The sequence below is a fragment of the Amycolatopsis sp. NPDC059027 genome, from assembly GCF_042739735.1.
Taxonomy (GTDB): domain Bacteria; phylum Actinomycetota; class Actinomycetes; order Mycobacteriales; family Pseudonocardiaceae; genus Amycolatopsis.
On sequence record NZ_JBHYIK010000042.1, the window covers coordinates 33,802 to 52,488 of the forward strand.

At 70.0% G+C, this 18,687-nt stretch carries 12 protein-coding genes; 8 read left to right on the plus strand and 4 right to left on the minus strand.

Annotated features, from left to right (window positions below; genetic code table 11):
- Nucleotides 1-272: 272 nt before the first annotated feature.
- From ACFWY9_RS27140 to ACFWY9_RS27160, 5 genes are all read left to right on the plus strand, one after another.
- A complete protein-coding gene (locus tag ACFWY9_RS27140) occupies nt 273-4,181 on the plus strand; it encodes a Pls/PosA family non-ribosomal peptide synthetase (protein ID WP_378340235.1) in 3,909 nt (1,302 codons plus the stop codon).
- A 7-nt stretch (nt 4,182-4,188) separates the two neighbouring features.
- Nucleotides 4,189-5,523, plus strand: coding sequence for a M1 family metallopeptidase (locus ACFWY9_RS27145; protein ID WP_378340236.1), 1,335 nt, complete (start codon nt 4,189-4,191; stop codon nt 5,521-5,523).
- A 237-nt stretch (nt 5,524-5,760) separates the two neighbouring features.
- Nucleotides 5,761-8,097: a glycoside hydrolase family 95-like protein gene (locus ACFWY9_RS27150; protein WP_378340237.1), complete on the plus strand. Its 2,337-nt coding sequence runs from the start codon at nt 5,761-5,763 to the stop codon at nt 8,095-8,097.
- A 29-nt stretch (nt 8,098-8,126) separates the two neighbouring features.
- Nucleotides 8,127-10,424, plus strand: a complete 2,298-nt coding sequence (locus ACFWY9_RS27155) for a Tat pathway signal sequence domain protein (RefSeq protein ID WP_378340238.1) — start codon at nt 8,127-8,129, stop codon at nt 10,422-10,424.
- Between the two features lie 88 nt (nt 10,425-10,512).
- Nucleotides 10,513-12,081, plus strand: coding sequence for a hypothetical protein (locus ACFWY9_RS27160; RefSeq protein WP_378323968.1), 1,569 nt, complete (start codon nt 10,513-10,515; stop codon nt 12,079-12,081).
- Nucleotides 12,082-12,165: 84 nt separating this feature from the next.
- Here the strand turns inward: ACFWY9_RS27160 and ACFWY9_RS27165 are convergent, their stop codons facing one another.
- Both ACFWY9_RS27165 and ACFWY9_RS27170 read right to left on the minus strand, forming a co-directional pair.
- Nucleotides 12,166-13,221 carry a chitinase gene (locus ACFWY9_RS27165; protein WP_378340239.1) on the minus strand — a complete coding sequence of 352 codons (1,056 nt, stop codon included), beginning with the start codon at nt 13,219-13,221 and terminating at the stop codon, nt 12,166-12,168.
- A 100-nt stretch (nt 13,222-13,321) separates the two neighbouring features.
- Entirely contained in the window at nt 13,322-14,206 is an 885-nt protein-coding gene (locus ACFWY9_RS27170) for a LysR family transcriptional regulator (RefSeq protein WP_378323964.1), read from the minus strand.
- 153 nt (nt 14,207-14,359) lie between these two features.
- Here ACFWY9_RS27170 and ACFWY9_RS27175 point away from each other — a divergent pair, with 153 nt between their 5' ends.
- Nucleotides 14,360-14,908 (plus strand): DUF6817 domain-containing protein, encoded by a 549-nt coding sequence (locus ACFWY9_RS27175; RefSeq protein ID WP_378323963.1) that lies wholly within the window; start codon nt 14,360-14,362, stop codon nt 14,906-14,908.
- A 12-nt stretch (nt 14,909-14,920) separates the two neighbouring features.
- Here the strand turns inward: ACFWY9_RS27175 and ACFWY9_RS27180 are convergent, their stop codons facing one another.
- Together ACFWY9_RS27180 and ACFWY9_RS27185 are read right to left on the minus strand one after the other, a co-directional pair.
- Entirely contained in the window at nt 14,921-15,745 is an 825-nt protein-coding gene (locus ACFWY9_RS27180; RefSeq protein WP_378323962.1) for an NAD-dependent epimerase/dehydratase family protein, read from the minus strand.
- Between the two features lie 58 nt (nt 15,746-15,803).
- Nucleotides 15,804-16,604, minus strand: a complete 801-nt coding sequence (locus tag ACFWY9_RS27185; protein ID WP_378323961.1) for an IclR family transcriptional regulator — start codon at nt 16,602-16,604, stop codon at nt 15,804-15,806.
- Between the two features lie 182 nt (nt 16,605-16,786).
- On the opposite strand from ACFWY9_RS27185, the gene ACFWY9_RS27190 reads away from it, so the two are divergent.
- Together ACFWY9_RS27190 and ACFWY9_RS27195 are read left to right on the plus strand one after the other, a co-directional pair.
- Complete coding sequence (locus ACFWY9_RS27190) at nt 16,787-18,298, plus strand: sodium:solute symporter family protein (RefSeq protein ID WP_378340240.1); 1,512 nt, start codon at nt 16,787-16,789, stop codon at nt 18,296-18,298.
- A 52-nt stretch (nt 18,299-18,350) separates the two neighbouring features.
- Nucleotides 18,351-18,687: dihydrodipicolinate synthase family protein (locus ACFWY9_RS27195; RefSeq protein WP_378340241.1), on the plus strand; the 337-nt coding region annotated here is incomplete at its 3' end.

An 18,687-nucleotide genomic window follows, 5' to 3' on the forward strand; every position in this document is an offset into this window, starting at 1 on the left:
ATGGAACGGAGATCTCGCGAAATCTCCGTCCAATCACGCGAAAACGCCGTCTGGACACGCGAGTTCGCTGGTGGGCGGTGACGTCCGACACTCGGGCGTGACCCAGGAGAAACCATTCGTTCATCTCCGGGTATCGTGGTCGGTCTGTTGCGGGCGCCTCAACTGGAGAGTGCAAGCCCGAATGACACTCGCGGAAGGTGAGTGATGGGCTTGCGCCCCCGAATGATGTCCCAGTACGCCCATGGCCGGAAAGCCGCCGGGGTGAGCGGCCGATGACGCTGACCGCCGACCACCGCCCGCTCGCGTGTGTCGCCGAGGTCACCCAGGCGCCCTCGCCCGCGCCGGTCGCCGACCGGGCCCTGTTCTGGTCGGGGCTCGGCACCAGCGAACGCACCCTGCTGGACATCCTCGCCGCCACCGCGGCCGAGCACCCCAACGCCGCCGCGATCGACGACGGCACCACCACGCTGTCCTACCGCAAGCTCGTCGACGAGATCGACGCCTACGGCCGCCGCCTGCGTGCCCACGGCGTCGGCGTCGGCGACCGCGTCGGCATCCGGATCTCCTCCGGTACCGCCGAGCTGTACATCGCCATCCTCGCCACGCTGTCGGTCGGCGCCGCGTACGTCCCGGTCGACGCCGACGACCCCGAGGAACGCGCCGAGCTGGTGTTCGGCGAGGCCGGTGTCGCCGCGATCGCCACCGACGGCGCCATCACCGTGCACGGCACGCCAGGAGGACGCAAGGGCCGCCCCGCCCCGGCCGACGACGCCTGGATCATCTTCACCTCCGGGTCCACCGGCAAGCCCAAGGGTGTCGCGGTCACGCACGCCTCGGCCGCCGCGTTCGTCGACGCCGAGGCCGAGCTGTTCCTCACCGAGGAGCCGATCGGCCCCGGCGACCGCGTCCTCGCGGGCCTGAGCGTCGCCTTCGACGCCTCGTGCGAGGAGATGTGGCTGGCCTGGCGGCACGGCGCCTGCCTCGTCCCGGCGCCGCGCGCGCTCGTCCGCACCGGCGTCGACCTCGGCCCGTGGCTGGTCGCGCAGCGCATCACCGTCGTCTCGACCGTCCCGACGCTCGCCGCGCTCTGGCCCGCCGACGCGCTGGAAGACGTCCGCCTGCTGATCTTCGGCGGCGAAGCCTGCCCGCCGGAGCTGGCCGAGCGCGTCGCCGTCGAGGGCCGCGAAGTCTGGAACACCTACGGCCCCACCGAAGCCACCGTCGTCGCCTGCGCCGCGCAGCTGACCGGCGAGGGGCCCGTCCGCATCGGCCTGCCGCTGGTCGGCTGGCAGCTCGCGGTCGTCAACGAGGCGGGCGAGCCGGTCGGCATGGGGGAGACCGGCGAGCTGGTCATCGGCGGCGCCGGGCTGGCCCGCTACCTCGACGCCGAGAAGGACGCCGAGAAGTTCGCGCCGCTGCCCGCGCTCGGCTGGCAGCGCGCCTACCGAAGCGGCGACATGGTCCGCGCGGAGCCCGAGGGCCTGCTGTTCCTCGGCAGGCTCGACGAACAGGTCAAGCTCGGCGGGCGCCGCATCGAGCTGGGCGAGGTCGACGCCGCGCTGCAGTCCCTGCCCGGCGTGCAGGGTGCCGCCGCCGCGATCCGCCGCACGAAGGCGGGCAACCAGGTCCTGGTCGGCTACGTCGTCCCGGCGCCGGACGCGAACCTCGATCTCGACGACGCCGCGACCCGCCTGCGCGAGCAGCTGCCCGCCGCGCTGGTGCCGTTGCTCGCCGTCATCGACGACCTGCCGACCCGCACCTCCGGCAAGGTCGACCGCGCCGCGCTGCCCTGGCCGCTGTCCACAGTGGACGCCAGCGCGGCCGGGCTGTCGGCCACCGAGACCTGGCTGGCCGAGGGCTGGGCGGAAATCCTCGGTGTGTCGGTGAAGGACCCGAAGGCGGACTTCTTCACGCACGGCGGCGGCAGCCTCACCGCGGCGCAGCTCATCGCGCGCATCCGCACCCGGCATCCGCAGGTGTCGGTGTCCGACATCTACCAGCATCCGAAGCTGGGCGCGCTCGCCGCGATGCTGGACGCGCTGAGCGGCCAGGAGACCGAGAGCCGCGAGGTCGCGCCGACGCCGCGCCGGGCCGGGCTGATCCAGAGCGTGCTCATGGTCCCGCTGCTCGGCCTCGTCGGGCTGCGCTGGGCCACCATCGCCGCCGCGCTGTCGAACGTGCTGGCGCTGCTCGGGTTCGCCTGGGCGCCGACGCTGAACTGGGGCTGGATCGGGCTGGCGTGGCTGGTGCTGTTCAGCCCGGCGGGCCGGATCGCGATCGCCGCGGGCGGCGCGCGCGTGCTGCTCTCCGGCGTGCGCCCCGGTAGCTACCCGCGGGGCGGCAGTGTCCACTTGCGACTGTGGACGGCGGAGAAGCTCGCCGAGTTCAGCGGCGCGGACAGCGTCGCCGGGGCGTCCTGGATGGCGACCTACGCGAAGGCGCTCGGCGCGCGGATCGGCAAGGACGTCGACCTGCACTCGCCGCCGCCGGTGACCGGCCTGCTCAAGCTCGGCCGCGGTGCCGCGATCGAGCCCGAGGTCGACCTGTCCGGGCACTGGGTGGACGGCGATCTCGTGCACATCGGCAAGATCCGGATCGGCGCGGACGCGCGGATCGGCGCCCGCAGCACGCTGTTCCCCGGGGTGCGGATCGGCAAGGGCGCGGAGATCGCCGCCGGTTCGACGGTGCGTGGCGCGGTCCCGGCGGGTCAGCGCTGGGCGGGTTCGCCCGCCGCGCGGGTCGCCAAGGACGCGAAGGACGCGCTGAAGTGGCCGTCGAGCCGCCCGCCGCGCTCGCGATTCTGGGCCGCCGTCTACGGCGCGACGTCGCTGGTGCTCGGGTTCCTGCCCGGCCTCGCCGCGCTGCCGGGCGTCGCGGTGCTCGGGTACGCCGTGGCTGGAGCGCCGACGCTGAGCGCGGCGGTCGTGAACGCGCTGGTGTTCTCGCCGCTCGCGACGATCGCGTACTTCCTGACGTACATGCTGCTCGTGCTCGTCGGCGTCCGGTCGCTGAGCATCGGCATGGTCGAGGGCTACCACCCGGTGCACGGCCGCGTCGCGTGGCAGGTGTGGGCCACCGAACGGCTGATGGGCATGGCCCGCGAGGGCCTGTTCCCGTTGTACGCCAGCCTGTTCACCCCGGTGTGGCTGCGGATGCTCGGCGCGAAGGTCGGCCGCAACGTCGAGGCGTCGACCGTGCTCGCGCTGCCCAAGATGACCAAAGTGGACAGTGGTGCGTTCCTCGCCGACGACACCATGGTCGCCACCTACGAGCTGGGCCACGGCTGGCTGCACGTCGCGCCGGCGCGGATCGGCAAGCAGGCGTTCCTCGGCAACTCGGGGATGGCCGCGCCGGGCCGGTCGGTGCCCAAGCGCGGTCTGGTCGGCGTTCTGTCGTCGGCACCGCTGAAGGCGAAGAAAGGCTCCTCGTATCTCGGGATGCCGCCGCTGCCGGTGCGCCGCGCGGTCGGCGAGGCGGACACCAGCCGCACCTACACCCCGGCGCTGCATCTCAAGGCCGCGCGGGCGCTGGTCGAGTTGTGCCGGATCGTGCCGGTCATGTGCGGCGTCGCGCTGACCGTGCTCGTCGCGGGCGGGTTCCTCGCGCTGGCCTCGGCGTACGGGTTCGTGGTCGCGGCGCTGCTGGGTGGTCCGTTGCTGCTCGCCGCCGGTGTCGTGGCCGCGTTGGTCGCGACGATCATGAAATGGCTGCTGGTCGGGAAGTTCCGCGACATCGAGCATCCGCTGTGGAGTTCGTTCGTGTGGCGCAACGAGCTGGCCGACACGTTCGTCGAGGCGCTCGCGGTGCCGTGGCTGATCGGCTCGGTGGGCGGCACCCCGCTGCTGACCGCCTGGCTGCGCACCATGGGCGTCAAGATCGGGCGCGGAGTCTGGCTGGAGACGTACTGGCTGCCGGAGGCCGACCTGGTGCGGCTCGGCGACGGCGCGACGATCAACCGCGGCTGTGTCGTGCAGACGCACCTGTTCCACGACCGGATCATGAGCATGTCGCCGGTTACCCTGGACGAGGGCGCGACGCTCGGGCCGCACGGTATCGTGCTGCCGGGCGCGAGCATCGGCGCGCGGACGACCGTCGGACCCGGGTCGCTGGTGACCAGGGGCGACGCCGTTCCGGCAGGTTCGCGCTGGCTGGGCAATCCGATTTCGGCGTGGCGAGGGTGACGAACGAGTGATTTCGAGGGCTTCCGCTCCCGGTCCGGGGGCGGACACCTCCGGAGATTCCTACCTTCCCCGCCACGGCAACGGTGGCTACCGCGTGCGGCACTACGACCTGGACCTGGACTACCGGATCGGACCCAACCGGCTGTCCGCGACGGCGGTGCTCACCTGCACCTCGCGGCAAGCGCTGTCCCGGTTCACGCTCGACCTCGGCGAGTTCCGGATCGGCAGGGTGGTCGTCGACGGCAAACCGGCCAAGTACGTCCACCGTGGACAGAAGCTGCAGGTCAAGCCGGCCAGGTCGATCCCGGCGGAGGCGGAGTTCCGGGTGGAGGTCCGGTACGTCGGCAATCCGCGTCCGGTGACGAGCCGCTGGGGCGACATCGGCTGGGACGAGCTGACCGACGGCGCGCTCGTCGCGAGCCAGCCGGTCGGCGCGCCGTCGTGGTTCCCGTGCAACGATCACCCGGCGGACAAGGCGTCCTACCGCGTGACCGTGTCGACGTCCTCGCCGTACCTGGTCGCCGTCACCGGCGACCTCGTCTCGCGGTACGACTCGGCGAGCACGACGAAGTGGGTCTTCGAGCGCGCGGAGCCGACGCCGACCTACCTCATGAGTGTCCAAATAGGACGCTATGACGACGTCGAGCTTTCGGCGGGCCCGGTTCCGCTGCGCGCGGCCGTCCCGCCGCGCCTGCGGGTGCCGTTCGAACGGGACTTCGGGCGTCAGGGCCGCATGATGGACCTGCTGCAGCAGTGGTTCGGGCCTTACCCGTTCGGGGAATACGTCGTCGTGATCGCCGACGACGAGCTGGACGACCCGATCGAGGCGCAGGGGATGTCGATCTTCGGCGCCAACCACGTCGACGGCAGGCGTACCCACGAGCGGCTGGTGGTGCACGAGCTGGCGCACCAGTGGTTCGGCAACAGCCTGACGGTGGCCGACTGGCGGCACATCTGGCTCAACGAGGGCTTCGCGACCTACACCGAATGGCTGTGGTCGGAGGAATCCGGCGGCCAGCCCGTGCGCGCGCTCGCCGGGTCGTGGCACTCCCGGATGCGGGCGAAGCCGATGGACCTGCGGATCGCCGACCCCGGCGTGGCGAAGATGTTCGACGAGCGCGTGTACAAGCGAGGCGCCCTGACCCTGCACGCCCTGCGGCACCGGGTCGGCGACGCGGTGTTCTTCCCGCTGGTGCGCGCGTGGGCCACCGATCACCGGCACGGCACCGTGACGACGGCGCAGTTCACCGCGCTCGCGGAGGGGTATGCGGGGGAGTCGCTGGCCGGGTTTTTCGCGACCTGGCTGGACAATCCGGTTTTGCCGCCCCTGCCCGACGCCTGACCGCACCGTGGTGACGTCGCGAACGACGCGTTCGGGACGTTCAGTGTCCTGTACGCGACGTCCTTCGGCTTCGGGAGCAGCGCCGACGTGCGGGAGCGATGTTCACGACCTTGAATGTGCACCGGTCAGTGGGATACATCGGATGTCTGGACTGGTCAACCCGCGTGAAAGTCTGCGAACATGCCGTTCGCCGGGAGACAACTCCGGCTAAACGTTGTATGAATCGGGAGGCGCTCCATGGTCGAGGTGTCCCGTCGTGCCTTGCTGCGCACGGCTTCCGTCGCTGCCGGGGCGGCCGCGCTCGGCGGGTTGTGGGCGCGGGCGGCACCACCGGCGAGCGCGAGCGGAGGCGGAGACGAGGCGGGGGTGGCAGGTCAGGGACGTCGCGACATTCATCGCGACGTCGCTTCCGACGCCAATCTGCGCTGGGCCCGGCTCCCGACCGGCTGGCAGGACGCGCCCTTCCTCGCCAACGGATACCTCGGCGCCCAGATCTACGCCGGCGCGACGCCGCAGACCCTCAAGCTGATGCTGAGTCACACCCAGGTCCAGGACCAGCGCGGTCAGTGGGAGGCCGGGATCGGGCTGTCGCGGCTGCCGGTCGGCTACCTCACGCTCACCTTCGCGGGCGCGATCACTGCCGTGGACTGGACGCTCGACATCTACAACGCCGAGCTTTCCGGCACCGTGACCACCACGCAGGGCTCGATCGCGTTCTCCGCGCTGGTGCACAACGACCTCGGCGTCCTGCTCGTCTCCCTCTCGCCCAGCGCGGGTGAGGCGAACGCGGCGTGGGCGTTCCAGCCGCTCGTCTCCGCGACCACGCGCACGGTCCGCAAGCCCCCGGAGTACGTCGCCAACCCGGCGCCGACGATCGGGGCCAGCGGCGGCGTTCAGTACGCCGAACAGCCGTTGCTCGCCGGGGGTGGGTACACGACCGCGTGGCGGGAGCGGAGGTTCGGCACGCGAAGACTTCTCGCCGCGACGATCGCCTACGGGTTCCCGAAGCCGACGCACACGCGCGACGCGATCCGCAGTGTTCAGGAAGCGCTTTCCGGCAACCTCGACATTCTCGTCGCCCGTCATCGCCACTGGTGGAATTCCTTCCACCACAAGAGTTTCGTCTCGGTACCGGACAAGTGGATCCAGCGGTTCTACTGGATCCAGCTGTACAAGATCGCCGCGTCGACCCGGGCGGACGCGCCGGTGGTGTCCGAATGGGGGCCGTGGTTCCCCGAGGTCGGCAACAGCTGGACCGCGGTCTGGTGGAATCTCAACGTCCAGGTCACCTACCCGATCGTCAACAGCGCCAACCATCCGGAGCTCGACGCGGTCACCACGACGTTCCGCCGGGACCACGCGAACCTGGAACTGTCGGTGCCTCCGGCCTACCGCGACGGCGAGACGTATGCGCTGTCGCACCCGAGCGACTGGCGGCTGCGGCCCGGCGGCACTCGCACCGTCGGCGTTCCCGGTACGCCGAACAAGACCGACCAGACCGGAAACCTGTTGTGGGGACTGCACAACGTCTGGCTCGCCTATCGGCACAGCATGGACGAGCGCGTGCTGCGCGAGCTGTACCCGGCGCTCGCCAAGGCGCTCAACTTCTACCGGCACTTTCTTACGCCCGGCGCCGACGGCCTGCTGCACCTGCCGCTGACGCGCTCGCCGGAATACGCCGACGCCGCCGACTGCACTTACGACCTTTCGCTGATCCGCTGGGCCGCGCGCACACTCGTCGACACGGCCGCGAAGCTGCGCATCAACGATCCGCGTGTCAAGGCGTGGCAGGAGATCTCGGCGAAACTCGTGCCGTACCACCAGGGCGCGGACGGGGTGCTGATCGGCGACGGGGTCCCGCTCGCCGACTCGCACCGGCACTTCTCGCACCTGTTGTGGCTCTACCCGCTGCGCGAGAAGCTGTGGGAGCGGCCGGGGGATCGCGACGTCATGCGCCGGACGTTCGATCACTGGACGTCGATGCAGTCCCTGTGGCACGGCTACAGCTACGCTGCCGCGTCCTCGATGTGCTCGGTGATGGACGCGCCGGAGGAGGCCCTGAAGTTCCTCCAGGTCTTCCTGAACCGGACGATCGTCGGCGACACCCAGCTGACGCCGAACACGATGTACCGCGAGGGCGCGAACTTCGCCATCGAGAGCCCGATCACCGCCGCGCAGTCCATTGTGGACATGCAGGTGCAGGGCGCGAACGGGGTGCTCAAGGTGTTCCCGTCGGTGTCCGCGAGCTGGCCGGAGGCCTCGTTCGCCGGACTGCGCACCGAGGGAGCCTTTGTCGTCGACGCCTCTCGCCGCGACGGGGCGACCGACTGGATCCGCGTTCGCAGCGAGGCGGGCGAGCCGCTCGTGCTCGAACACGGTATCCGGGGCGACATCGAGGTCCGTGACGGCTGGGGCCGCCCGGTGCCGTGGCGGGCCGAGGCGCCCGGCCGGATCGCCGTCCGGCTGCGTCGCGGCGGCACCGCGGTGATCACCCGGCGCGGCGCGCGCCCCGATCTGGATCCGCGCGACGTCACGGCGCTCGGTACGGCACCGGCGTGGGGGCTGCCCGGCTGAGGCGAGGACACGGACAAGGAGGTCTGCGAATGGACATCAGCAGGAGAACGATGCTCGGCGGGACGCTCGCCGGGCTCGCGGCCGCCGGACTCGCGGGCACCGGCACGACGGCCTCGGCGGCCGAGTTCTTCGGGCGCGCCGACGTCGACTGGGCGCGGTTTCTCGGCTCGGCCGATCTGATCTGGCGCGGCATGCCGAAGACCTGGTACGAGGGACCGTTCCTGGGCAACGGTTTCCTCGGCTCGGGGATCTACGCCGAGCCCGGCCGCAACGCCGTCCGGTTCAACGTCCAGCACAGCCAGGTCCAGGATCACCGGCCCGAGTTCGGCTCGCTGTTCGGCCTCGCCCGGCTGCCGATCGGCTACTTCACGCTGGAGCCGGTCGGCGCGATCACGGCGATCGACTGGCGGCTGGATCTGTGGAACGCCGAGCTGACCGGCACGATCACCACGGTGGCGGGCAGTCTCGCGCTGCGAGCGATCGTCCACAGTGAACAGTCGTTGCTCGCGATCGAGGTCCGGCCGACCGAGGGCGAGCGGGACTTCCGCTGGGTCTTTCATCCGGCCGAGGCCGTGAGCCCGAGAACGGATCCGAAGTTCGGGAAGCCGCCGCCCGCCGGGTACGTCGCGAATCCGCCGGCGAGCATGGAGGCGAGCGGGGACTGCCGCCTCGCCGTCCAGGGGCTGCTCGCCGGAGGGGAGCACGTGACCGCATGGCGTGAGACGTCCTGGGGTTCGGCTCGCACGCTCTACACGTCGGTGGCGTGGTCGCATCCACAAAGGACGGCGAAGGCGGTGGCGTTGCGCGCGGTCCGCCGCGCGGAGCCGTTCGGATTACTCACCTACGGGCACCGGCGCTGGTGGCATGACTACTACCGGCGTAGTTTTCTGTCCATTCCGGACACCCGGCTGCAGAGCTTCTACTGGATCCAGCTGTACAAGGTGGCGTCCGCGGCCCGCCGTGAAGCGCCGGTGATGGCGACTTCGGGGCCATGGCTCGAACCGACGCCGTGGCCTGCCACGTGGTGGAACCTCAACGTACAGCTCGAGTACTGGCTCATCCACGGCTCGAACCACCTCGAACTGGACGCCGTCAGCCACACGCTCGACAAGTACCGCGCCAACCTGTCGAATCAGCTGTCGGAGCCGTATCGTGCCGATTCGGCGGGCATCCCGCGCACCACCGACATGAGCCTGCTCAACGGTGCCGCCGGGACCACCAGCGGATACGCCGTCGGCATCCCCGGACAGGACCCGCCGACGCCGGAGGTCGGCAACCTGACCTGGGCACTGCACAACGTGTGGCTGTCCTATCGGCACACCATGGACCGGAAGTTGTTGCGGGACACGCTGTTCCCGCTGCTGCGCCGGGCGATCAACTACTACCTGCACTTCCTGAAGGAGGGACCGGACGGCAGGCTCCACCTGCCCGCGACGTTCTCGCCGGAGTACGGCGTCAACGCCCCGGACTGCACCTACGATCTGTCGCTGATCCGCTGGGGCTGCAGGACTTTGCTCGACTCAGCGCGCGAACTGCGCATCGCCGACCCACTGGCACCACGCTGGCAGCGGGTACTGTCCACTTTGGTCGATTATCCGGCGGACGCCAACGGCTACATGATCGGCGCCGGCGTGCCGTTCGCGAAATCGCACCGGCACTACTCGCATCTGCTCCAGGTCTACCCGCTGTACGAGATCACCTGGGAGCAGCCGGAACACCGGAAGATCATCGAGACCTCGCTCGACCACTGGGTCGGTTTCGAGGGCGCGCTGCAGGGCTACACGTTCACCGGAGCGGCGTCGATGTCGGCACAGATGCTGCGGGGCGACAAGGCCGCGTATTACCTCGGCGAGCTGCAGAAGCGGTTCATCCAGCCGAACACCATGTACAAGGAATCCGGCCCGGTCATCGAGACGCCGTTGTCGGCCGCGCAGTCGCTGCACGACATGCTCGTGCAGAGCTGGGGCGGGGTCATCCGGCTGTTCCCCGCCGTTCCGGCGAACTGGGGCGACGTGGCGCTGTCGGACTTCCGGACTCAGGGGGCGTTCCTGCTCAGCGCGTCGCGGGAGGGCGGGAAGACGCGGTGGCTCAAGGTCCGGAGCGAGGCGGGCGCGCCATGCGTGCTGCGGCCGGGCATCGACGGCGACCTCGTCGTGCGGGACACCTGGGGCAGGCCGAAACGGTGGCGCGCGCTGCCGAACGGCGATCTCCAGCTCGAGCTGCGCGCGGGGGAGGAGGCGGTGGTGTACCGGAAGGGTGACCGGCCGGACTTCACCGTCCGCCCGGTTCCCGCGAACGGCGTCTCGACGCCGTGGGGCCTGCCCTGATCGTCCGGGTCGACGTCACCCGGGGTGCCGGCCGCGATCACGCGGACGGCGGCTGCCCGGCGTGTCCCCGCGCGGCAAGGTTGCTGCGATGGGGACCGTCGGGCGGCAACGGCATGTGAACCAGGCGCTGATGCGCATTCCGCGGCGCGCGGAGAGCGCCGACAGAGCGACGCTGACCAAGACGTTCGTCACCGCGGGATCGTTTTCGGCGATGCTGCACTCGACCGATCACCAGATCATCTACGGCAGGCGCGGCACCGGGAAGACCCACGCGCTGCTCTACCTGAGTGACCTCGTCGACAACACCGGCGACATCGCGATGTACCTCGACCTGCGGACACTCGGCTCGGCGGGCGGGCTCTACGCCGACGGCACGTTGAGCGCCGCCGCGCGCGGGACGCACCTGCTGATCGACACGCTCGAGGCCATCCACGAGGAACTGCTCGCGGTCGTGGTCGACCGGGAGCTCGGCGATCCCGAGGTGCTGCTGCCCGCACTGGACGCGCTGGCCGAGGCCGCCACCGCCGTCGAGGTGGTGGGCGAGGTGGAGCGGGAAACCCGGGCGGGGCTGGCGGAGGAGGCCACCAACGGCGTCGAAGTGGGTGTGCCGCTCAGCCTGAAGATGTCGATGGGACACCGGCGGTCGGTGACCGGGGAGAGCAGGCTGCGGCGCACCGGGACCGAGCGCAGCCATCTGGTGTTCGGCCCGCTCAACCGCGCCATGCGGACGATCGCGAGTGCGCTGGAGGGGCGGCGGGTCTGGTTGCTGCTGGACGAATGGAGCAGCCTTCCGCTGGAGCTGCAGCCGCTGCTCGCGGACCTGCTGCGGCGGTGTGTCCTGCCGACCGCGGGGATGACGGTGAAGATCGCCGCGATCGAGCGGCGGTCCCGGTTCCGCGAGCGCCTCGCCGACGGCGATCACGTCGGCATCGAGGTCGGCGCGGACGCGGCGTCGGCGGTGAGCCTGGACGACATCATGATCTTCGACGCCTCGCGGACGCGGGCGCAGGAGTTCTTCGCACAGCTCTTCCACAATCACGCCGGAACGAGGCTGGCGTCGATGATCTCCTCCTTCCTGCCGCCGGATCCGGCGAGCTTCGTGGCGGACGCCTTCCGCGGCACGGCTTTCGCCGAACTCGTCCGCGCCGCCGAAGGTGTGCCCCGCGACGCGATCAACATCGCGGCGCTCGCCGCGCAGTACGCCCACGACGGCGCGATCGGCCTGCGGGACGTGCGCCTGGCCGCCAGGGACTGGTACCTGCGGGACAAGCAGACCGCGATCAGCGGGAACGAGGAAGCGCTGCGCCTGCTGCGGCTGCTCGTGGACGAGGTCGTCGGCAAACGCCGGTCCCGGACCTTCGTGCTCGATCAGCTTTCCGGGGCACGGCACGAGATGATCGAGGATCTCTACGACGCGCGGCTGCTGCACGTGTTGCGGCGCGGGCTGGTGGATTCGCATCGTCCCGGCACGCTCTACGACGGTTACGCCATCGATTACGGCTGCTATGTCGCGTTACTGCTCGGCAAGGAGGCGCGGCGCACGCGCCCCCACGCACGCGGCGCGTGGCTCACCTCGACGAAGGGTGTGCCCCCGGACGGTTTCAGCCTCGTCAAGGAGGCCGTCGATCTGGATGCCTTGGGACACTTGGGCTCCTGATGGATTCCCGGCTCATGCGCCCCAATGTGGCGTTCGGTGCGTCCAACGCACCCAATGCCACATTGGGGCGCTCGAACCCCGGGATCAGCGGCCCTGCAACGACTTCGCGTTGTCGCCGAAGGTCCAGTTCCTCGAGCCGTCCCAGTTGATCGACCAGGTCATGAGACCCTTCAGCGCGCCGGAGTAGTTCCGCCACGCCTGGGAGACCAGGCCCGGCGACATGTAGCCGCCACCGGCGCCGGGCTGGGCGGGCAGCCCGGGGACCTGCTTGTCGAACGGGACGCGGATCGTGGTGCCCTGCACGACGAGCCCCTTGTTCAGGCAGTCGGTCTGCCTGGCGAAGCCTTCGACCGTGCCCGCCTGGTACGAGTCACCGGAGCAGCCGTACATGCTTCCGTTGTAGTACTGCATGTTGAGCCACCACAGCCGCCCGTTGTCGGCGTACTTCTTGACGATCGGCAGGTACGCGCCCCAGATCGAGCCGTAGGTGACGCTGCCGCCGGTGACGTAAGCGGTTTCCGGCGCCATGCTGAGGCCGAAGTTCGACGGCATCTGGCCGAGCACGCCGTCGATGATGCGGATCAGGTTGGCCTGCGACGGCGAAAGCTCGTTGATGCTGCTGCCGCCGACCAGCCCGGTTTCGATGTCGATGTCGATCCCGTCGAAGTTGTACTTCTTGAGGATCGGCACGATGGTGGCGACGAACCGGTCGGCCACCGTGGACGAGTTGAGATCGATGCCCGCCGCCGCGCCGCCGATGGACATCAGGATCGTGGCACCCGCCTCCTTCGCCGCGCACATCTCGGCGGGGGTGGCCACCTTGACGGTCGAGTCCATCCCGTCCTCCCAGAGCACGGTGCCGTCCGACTGGATGACCGGGAACGCGGCGTTGATCACGTTGTAGCCGTGCGCCGCCATCCTGGCGTCGGTGATCGGGATCCACCCCATCGGCGGGTGGACGCCGTTCGCGGCGCCGTCCCAGTTCTCCCAGTACCCCTGCACCACCTTGCCCGAAGGCCTGGACTTCACCGCGCACGTTTCGCCCTGCGCCGACGCGTCCGCCTGGCCCAGCACGACCAGCGACACGGCGGTCGTGGCCGCCAGGCCGATTCCGAGCACACGTGCCATCCGACCGAACATACCCAGCTCCCATCCGGAGTTTCCTGCTGAAGCGGAGAGCGCGGCGGTTCGGCCCAATGTAGGCGCGGCCTGGCGGGGTGACTACCTACGATCGGGTGGTCTAGACCAGATTCGCGACGATGGTTTCGGCGAACGTGCGGGCGAACGGGGTAAGCGTTTCCCACTGCCGGACACCCCAGCCCGCGACCAGTGGGGGCAAGTCGGGGATGGGGATCAGCCGCAGCCTCGGATGCCGGGACGGATTCCAGCCGGGCAGGGCGGGCACCACGCCGCGGCCCACGCCCAGCTCCGCCAGCATGATGACGGTGTCCCAGTCCGCGACCCCTGCCGACCCCGCCTGGCCGATCCCGCGTTCGGCCAGGCGCGCGTCCAGCTGCGCTCGCGAGGCCGACTTCTCCGGGAGCCTGATGTGCGGGATTTCCTCGAGCGCGCCGAGGTCGAGACGCGCGCGGCCGGCGAGCGGGTCGTCGACGCCGACCGCGAGCGACCACGGGAGTTCGAGGAACGGATGCTGCTCGATTCCGCGCACCGGGTCCCCGATAGTGATCAGGGCGATTTCGGCTTCGTCCGCGAGGAGTGCGGCCAGGCAGTCGCGACTGGCGACCCGGGTGTGGAATTCCAGGCGTACCTTCGGAAAGCGCTGCCGGAAGGCGAGGATGCCGTTCGCCATGAAGTGCCGGACGGTCGTCGCGCCGGTCGTGACGCGGACCTCGCCCGCGGTGCCCTCGGCGAGGTCGCGCAGCTGGCGGACCACCGAGTCGATGCCGTTGAGGCTGCCGCGGGCCGCGGTGTGCAGGAGACGTCCCGCCTGGGTCGGCACGACGCCGCGCGGCCTGCGTTCCACCAGGGCCAGGCCGATCTCCCGTTCCAGCCGTTTGATGTGCTGACTCACCGCGGACTGGCTACGGGACAGCTCGCGCGCGACGGCGCTCAGATTGCCCCGGTCACACACGGCCACGAAGACACGCAGATCCTCCAGAGTCACGGGATCCAAGCTAGAGCTTGGACTTCTCCCAGTAAACCCGAGAATTGACCGGGGCCCTCCGCCGGGCCGACGATGGTGACGGCCAGGCCAAGGGCGGCAACCTCGCTCCGGCGCGCAGGAGCGGGGTGCCGACCCGACACGGAAGGGACGTCCATGGACGCGCATCGAGTCACCGCCGCGATCGCCTTGCTCGAGCGGTACGGGGCGGCGGAGATCGAGCACCCCGGCGGGACCTTGCTGGCTCATCTGCTCCGGGTCGAGGAACGGCTGGCCCGCTGGGAAGCGCGGCCCGCATTGCGGCTCGCGGGGTTGTGCCACGCCGCGTACGGAACGGACGGTTTCCCGACGGCCCTGATGCCACTCGGGCGGCGCGCCGAACTCGCCGAGGCCGTCGGTGCCGAGGCCGAGGCGCTGGTCTATCTCTATGGCGCCTGTGACCGGTCGGCTTCCTATCCGCGGCTCGCCGAGGGCGCCCCGATGACGGACCGGTTCTCTGCCGAGGAGTTCGTGCCCACCAAGGAACAGCGAAGGGATTTCGCCGAGCTCACCGCCGCCAACGAACTCGATCTCGTCTTCGCGAGCGCCGACTTCGCCCGCCAGGCGGGTGCCGGAATTTTGGCTCTGCTGACGCGGTTCCGGCCGCTGCTCGGCGACCACGCCTGGCGTGACCGCCTCGCCGCGGAGTCCATTGTGGAGGGTTAGGAGCCGGGGCGCTCAGAGCGGGTTGAACTCGCCCAGTGGCGCCGTGCAGAAGGGGCCGCCGACGTACTCGGCGGCGATCCCGGTGGGCGTGGGTTTGTCCGCCAGTTGCTCGGCGTAGACCTCGGCGTTGTCGAGCGACTTGTAGCCCAGCGCCTCGGCCTCGGTCAGCGAATAGATCCGCCGGGTGTTGTCCGAGACGCCCCAGATCAGCCGGTATCCCGGTGACGGTGCGCTGAGGCAGGCCTCGAAGAGCCGGGCGCCGTCGTCGGGGGAGAGCCAGGTGGTCAGGCCGCGCGGGCCCAGCGGCAGCGGGGTTTCGAAGCACGAGCCGATCCGGATGACGATGACGTCCATCCCGAACCGGGAGTGGTACAGGCTGCCGAGCGCCTCGATCGCGGCCTTGCTGACGCCGTAGTAGGTGTCCGGGCGGGGCGAGGAGTCCGCGGGCAGGCCGGTGGTGCCGCCTTCGTCGTTGCGGCGGAAGCCGACGGCGTGATTGCTCGACGCCAGAATCACCCGGGACACCCCGGCGGCCCGCGCCGCTTCGAGCACGGTGTGCGTGCCGTCGATGTTGACGTCGAGGGTGGCTTCCCAGGAGTTTTCCCTGCTGTGCCCGCCCAGGTGGATCACCGCGTCCACGCCTTCGCAGGCCGAAGCCATCGCCTCGGCGTCGGTCACCGAACCGGTGCGCACCTCGACCGCTTCGCCGGGCTCGGCGGCGGGCTGCGGGGCGAGGTCGAGCAGGCGCAGCACCCGGCCCTCGCGGCGCAGCCTCGGGCGCATCAGGGTGCCGACGACGCCCGCCGAGCCGGTGATCAGCACACGCTGGTCTGCCATGTGTCGAGGTCCTTTCCATGGAATGTCCGAAGTGGACGGTTAAGGCGGCGGCGGGGTCTCAGCGGATACCGGCGCGGCGCAGTTGCCTGCCGAGTTCCGCGGTGGCCTCGGCCAGCAGCTCGCCGACGAGCTTGGCTTCGGCGTCGCTGACCTGCGCGATGGGCATCGAGCAGCTGATCGCGTCGGTGCCGGGGATGCGGTAGGGGATCACCGCGGCCACGCAGCGGACGCCGAGGGTGCCCTCCTCGACTTCCGAGGCGTAGCCACGCTCCCGGGTCGCGGCGCATTCGGCGTGCAGCGCCTCGCGGGTGGTGATCGTGTTCGGGGTGAGGGCGGGCAGTTCGGCGGGCATCAGCTGGTCGATCTCGTCGCGGGTCAGCTCGGCCAGCAGCGCCTTGCCCAGCGCCGTCGCATGCGTGGGCAGTGTCCGGCCGACGCGGGACACGAGATGGGTCGAACGCTGCGCCTCGCGCGTCTCGAGGTAGACGACCTCGGTGCCGTTGCGGCGCGCGAAGTGCGCCGTGAAGCCGGTCTTCTCGCGGATGCGCTCCAGTGCCTCGGTCGCGAACGGGACGACGGCGTCCCGGTCGAGGTAGGCCGTGCCGCAGATCAGCGCGCGGACGCCGAGCCGGTAGCGCGCGGTGTTCGGGTCCGCCTCCAGCCAGCCCGTGTCGAGCAGTGTCCGCAGCAGCCCGTGCAGGCTCGACCGGGGAAAGCCGGTCCGCGCGTGGAGGTCCGAAAGGGACAGCCAGACGTCGTTGGCCGCGAAGGTCTCGATGAGGTCGACGGCGCGCCGCGCCGACTTGACCCCGGCGCTCTCGCCGTTGACGGCCACGGGGCTGTCGGCCTTCTGCGGCATCTGTACTCCTCCAACCGGCCGTTGACCGTGACTGTGCTTTTGAAGTGGCGACTGTGCCTTGATTTGTGACTGCGGCCATATTAGCGTGCCGAACAGCGTTCTTATGGATGAACATAATCACTATAACAGACTCCGTTCATGGATGTGAACCGCATCAACGTGGACGCGGAAGGGAGTCAGCGGTGCACTTACTCGACTGGGCGATGATGTGCGCTTATTTCGGGCTGATGGTGGTGATCGGCTGGTGGTCGCACAAGCGCGTCGGTGACGTGAAGGACTTCTTCACGGCGGGCGGGAAGATGCCCTGGTGGCTGACCGGGATCTCGCACCACATGTCCGGCTACAGCGCCGTCCTCTTCGTCGCGTACGCGGGGGTCGCGTACACCGACGGCATCACCGTGTACTTCTGGGGTTTCGCCAGCATCGGCATCGGCGTCGCGATCGGCAGCTGGCTGTTCGCCGCGCGCTGGAACAAGCTACGGTCGAAGCTCGGGGTGGCCTCGCCGCTGGAGTACCTCGCCAAGCGGTACAACGTGCCGACCCAGCAGGTGCTGGCGTGGAGCGGCAGCCTGCTGAAGATCTTCGACATCGCCGCCAAGTGGTTCGCGGTCGCCACGCTGCTGAACGTGTTCGCCGGGGTGGACTACAACCTGGGCATCCTCATCACCGGCGTGGTCACGCTCTTCTACTGCACGGTCGGCGGCCTGTGGGCGGACGCGCTCACCGAACTGGGCCAGTTCGTCATCCAGGCCATCGCCGCGATCGTGATGATCGTGGTCGTCCTGGGCAAGCTCGGCGGTATCTCGGCGCTGTGGACCATGTGGGACAAGCTGCCCTCGGCCCACGTCAACCCGACGACGCCGAAGTACACCACGATCTTCCTTCTCGTCTACGTACTGGTGAAGACGTTCGAGTACAACGGGGGCATGTGGAACCTGGCGCAGCGGTACATGGCCGCGCCGAACACCCACGCGGCCCGGCGCGGCGCCCGCCTCTCCTCGGCGCTGTACCTGATCTGGCCGCTGGTGCTGATGTTCCCGATGTTCGCCGCGCCGCTGCTGATCCCGGGCGTGAAGAACCCCAACAACTCCTACGCGATCATGACCACGACGTTCCTCCCGCCCGGCCTGATCGGGCTGGTGCTGGCCGGCATCTTCTCGCACACCATGGCTATGGTGTCCTCCGACGCGAACGCGATCTCCGCGGTCATCACCCGCGACATGATCCCGGTGATGTTCCGCAAGGCCCGCCGGTGGACCGACGTCCAGGGCCTCAAGGCCGCCCGGATCACCACGGTGACCTTCGTGGTGCTGACCATGATCGTCGCGACACAGGCGCAGAACCTGGGCGGTGTGCTGCAGATCGTGGTGAACTGGGTGGCGGCGCTGATGGGCCCGATCTCCATCCCGCTGCTGCTGGGCATGCTGCCCTGGTTCCGCCGGTGCGGGGCGCGGGCCGCGATCGTCTCCTGGGCGGGCGGGCTCATCGCGTACGGACTGGTCTACTACGTGTTCGACGTCAGTCAGACGGCGCTCATCGCGACGCCGGTCCTGGTTTCGCTGGCGCTCTACACCGGGCTGGGGCTGATCGCGCCCGAGCGCAAGGACACCACCGACGTCATCATCGACACCATCGGCAGCGACGACGAGGTCGCCTCGGCGGGTGCGAAGGAGGGCTCCACCGTGCCCGCCTAGCCCCCGGCCGAATCCTGGCCACAACCGACAAGGACGAAAAGAGCAGAAACTGATGGCACAGCCCAAGATCGAGCTGGACGGCCTGCTGGCGTTCCCCCTCACCCCGTTCACCGAGGACCTCGAGCTGAACCTCGACGCGTTCGCGGAGAACGTGGAAAGCCATGTGGCCGCCGGGGCCGGCGCGGTGTTCGTCGCCTGCGGGACCGGCGAGCTGAGCTCGCTTTCCCCTGCCGAGCACGCGGCGGTACTGGCGAAGGCGCGTGAGGTCGTCGGCGGCCGGGTCCCGGTCTGGGTCGGTGCCGGCGGCGGCGGCCAGGAGGGGGGGGGGACCGGCAGCGCCGGGGGGGGGGGGGGGGGCGCACGGGGGGGGCAACACCCCCCCCCCCAAG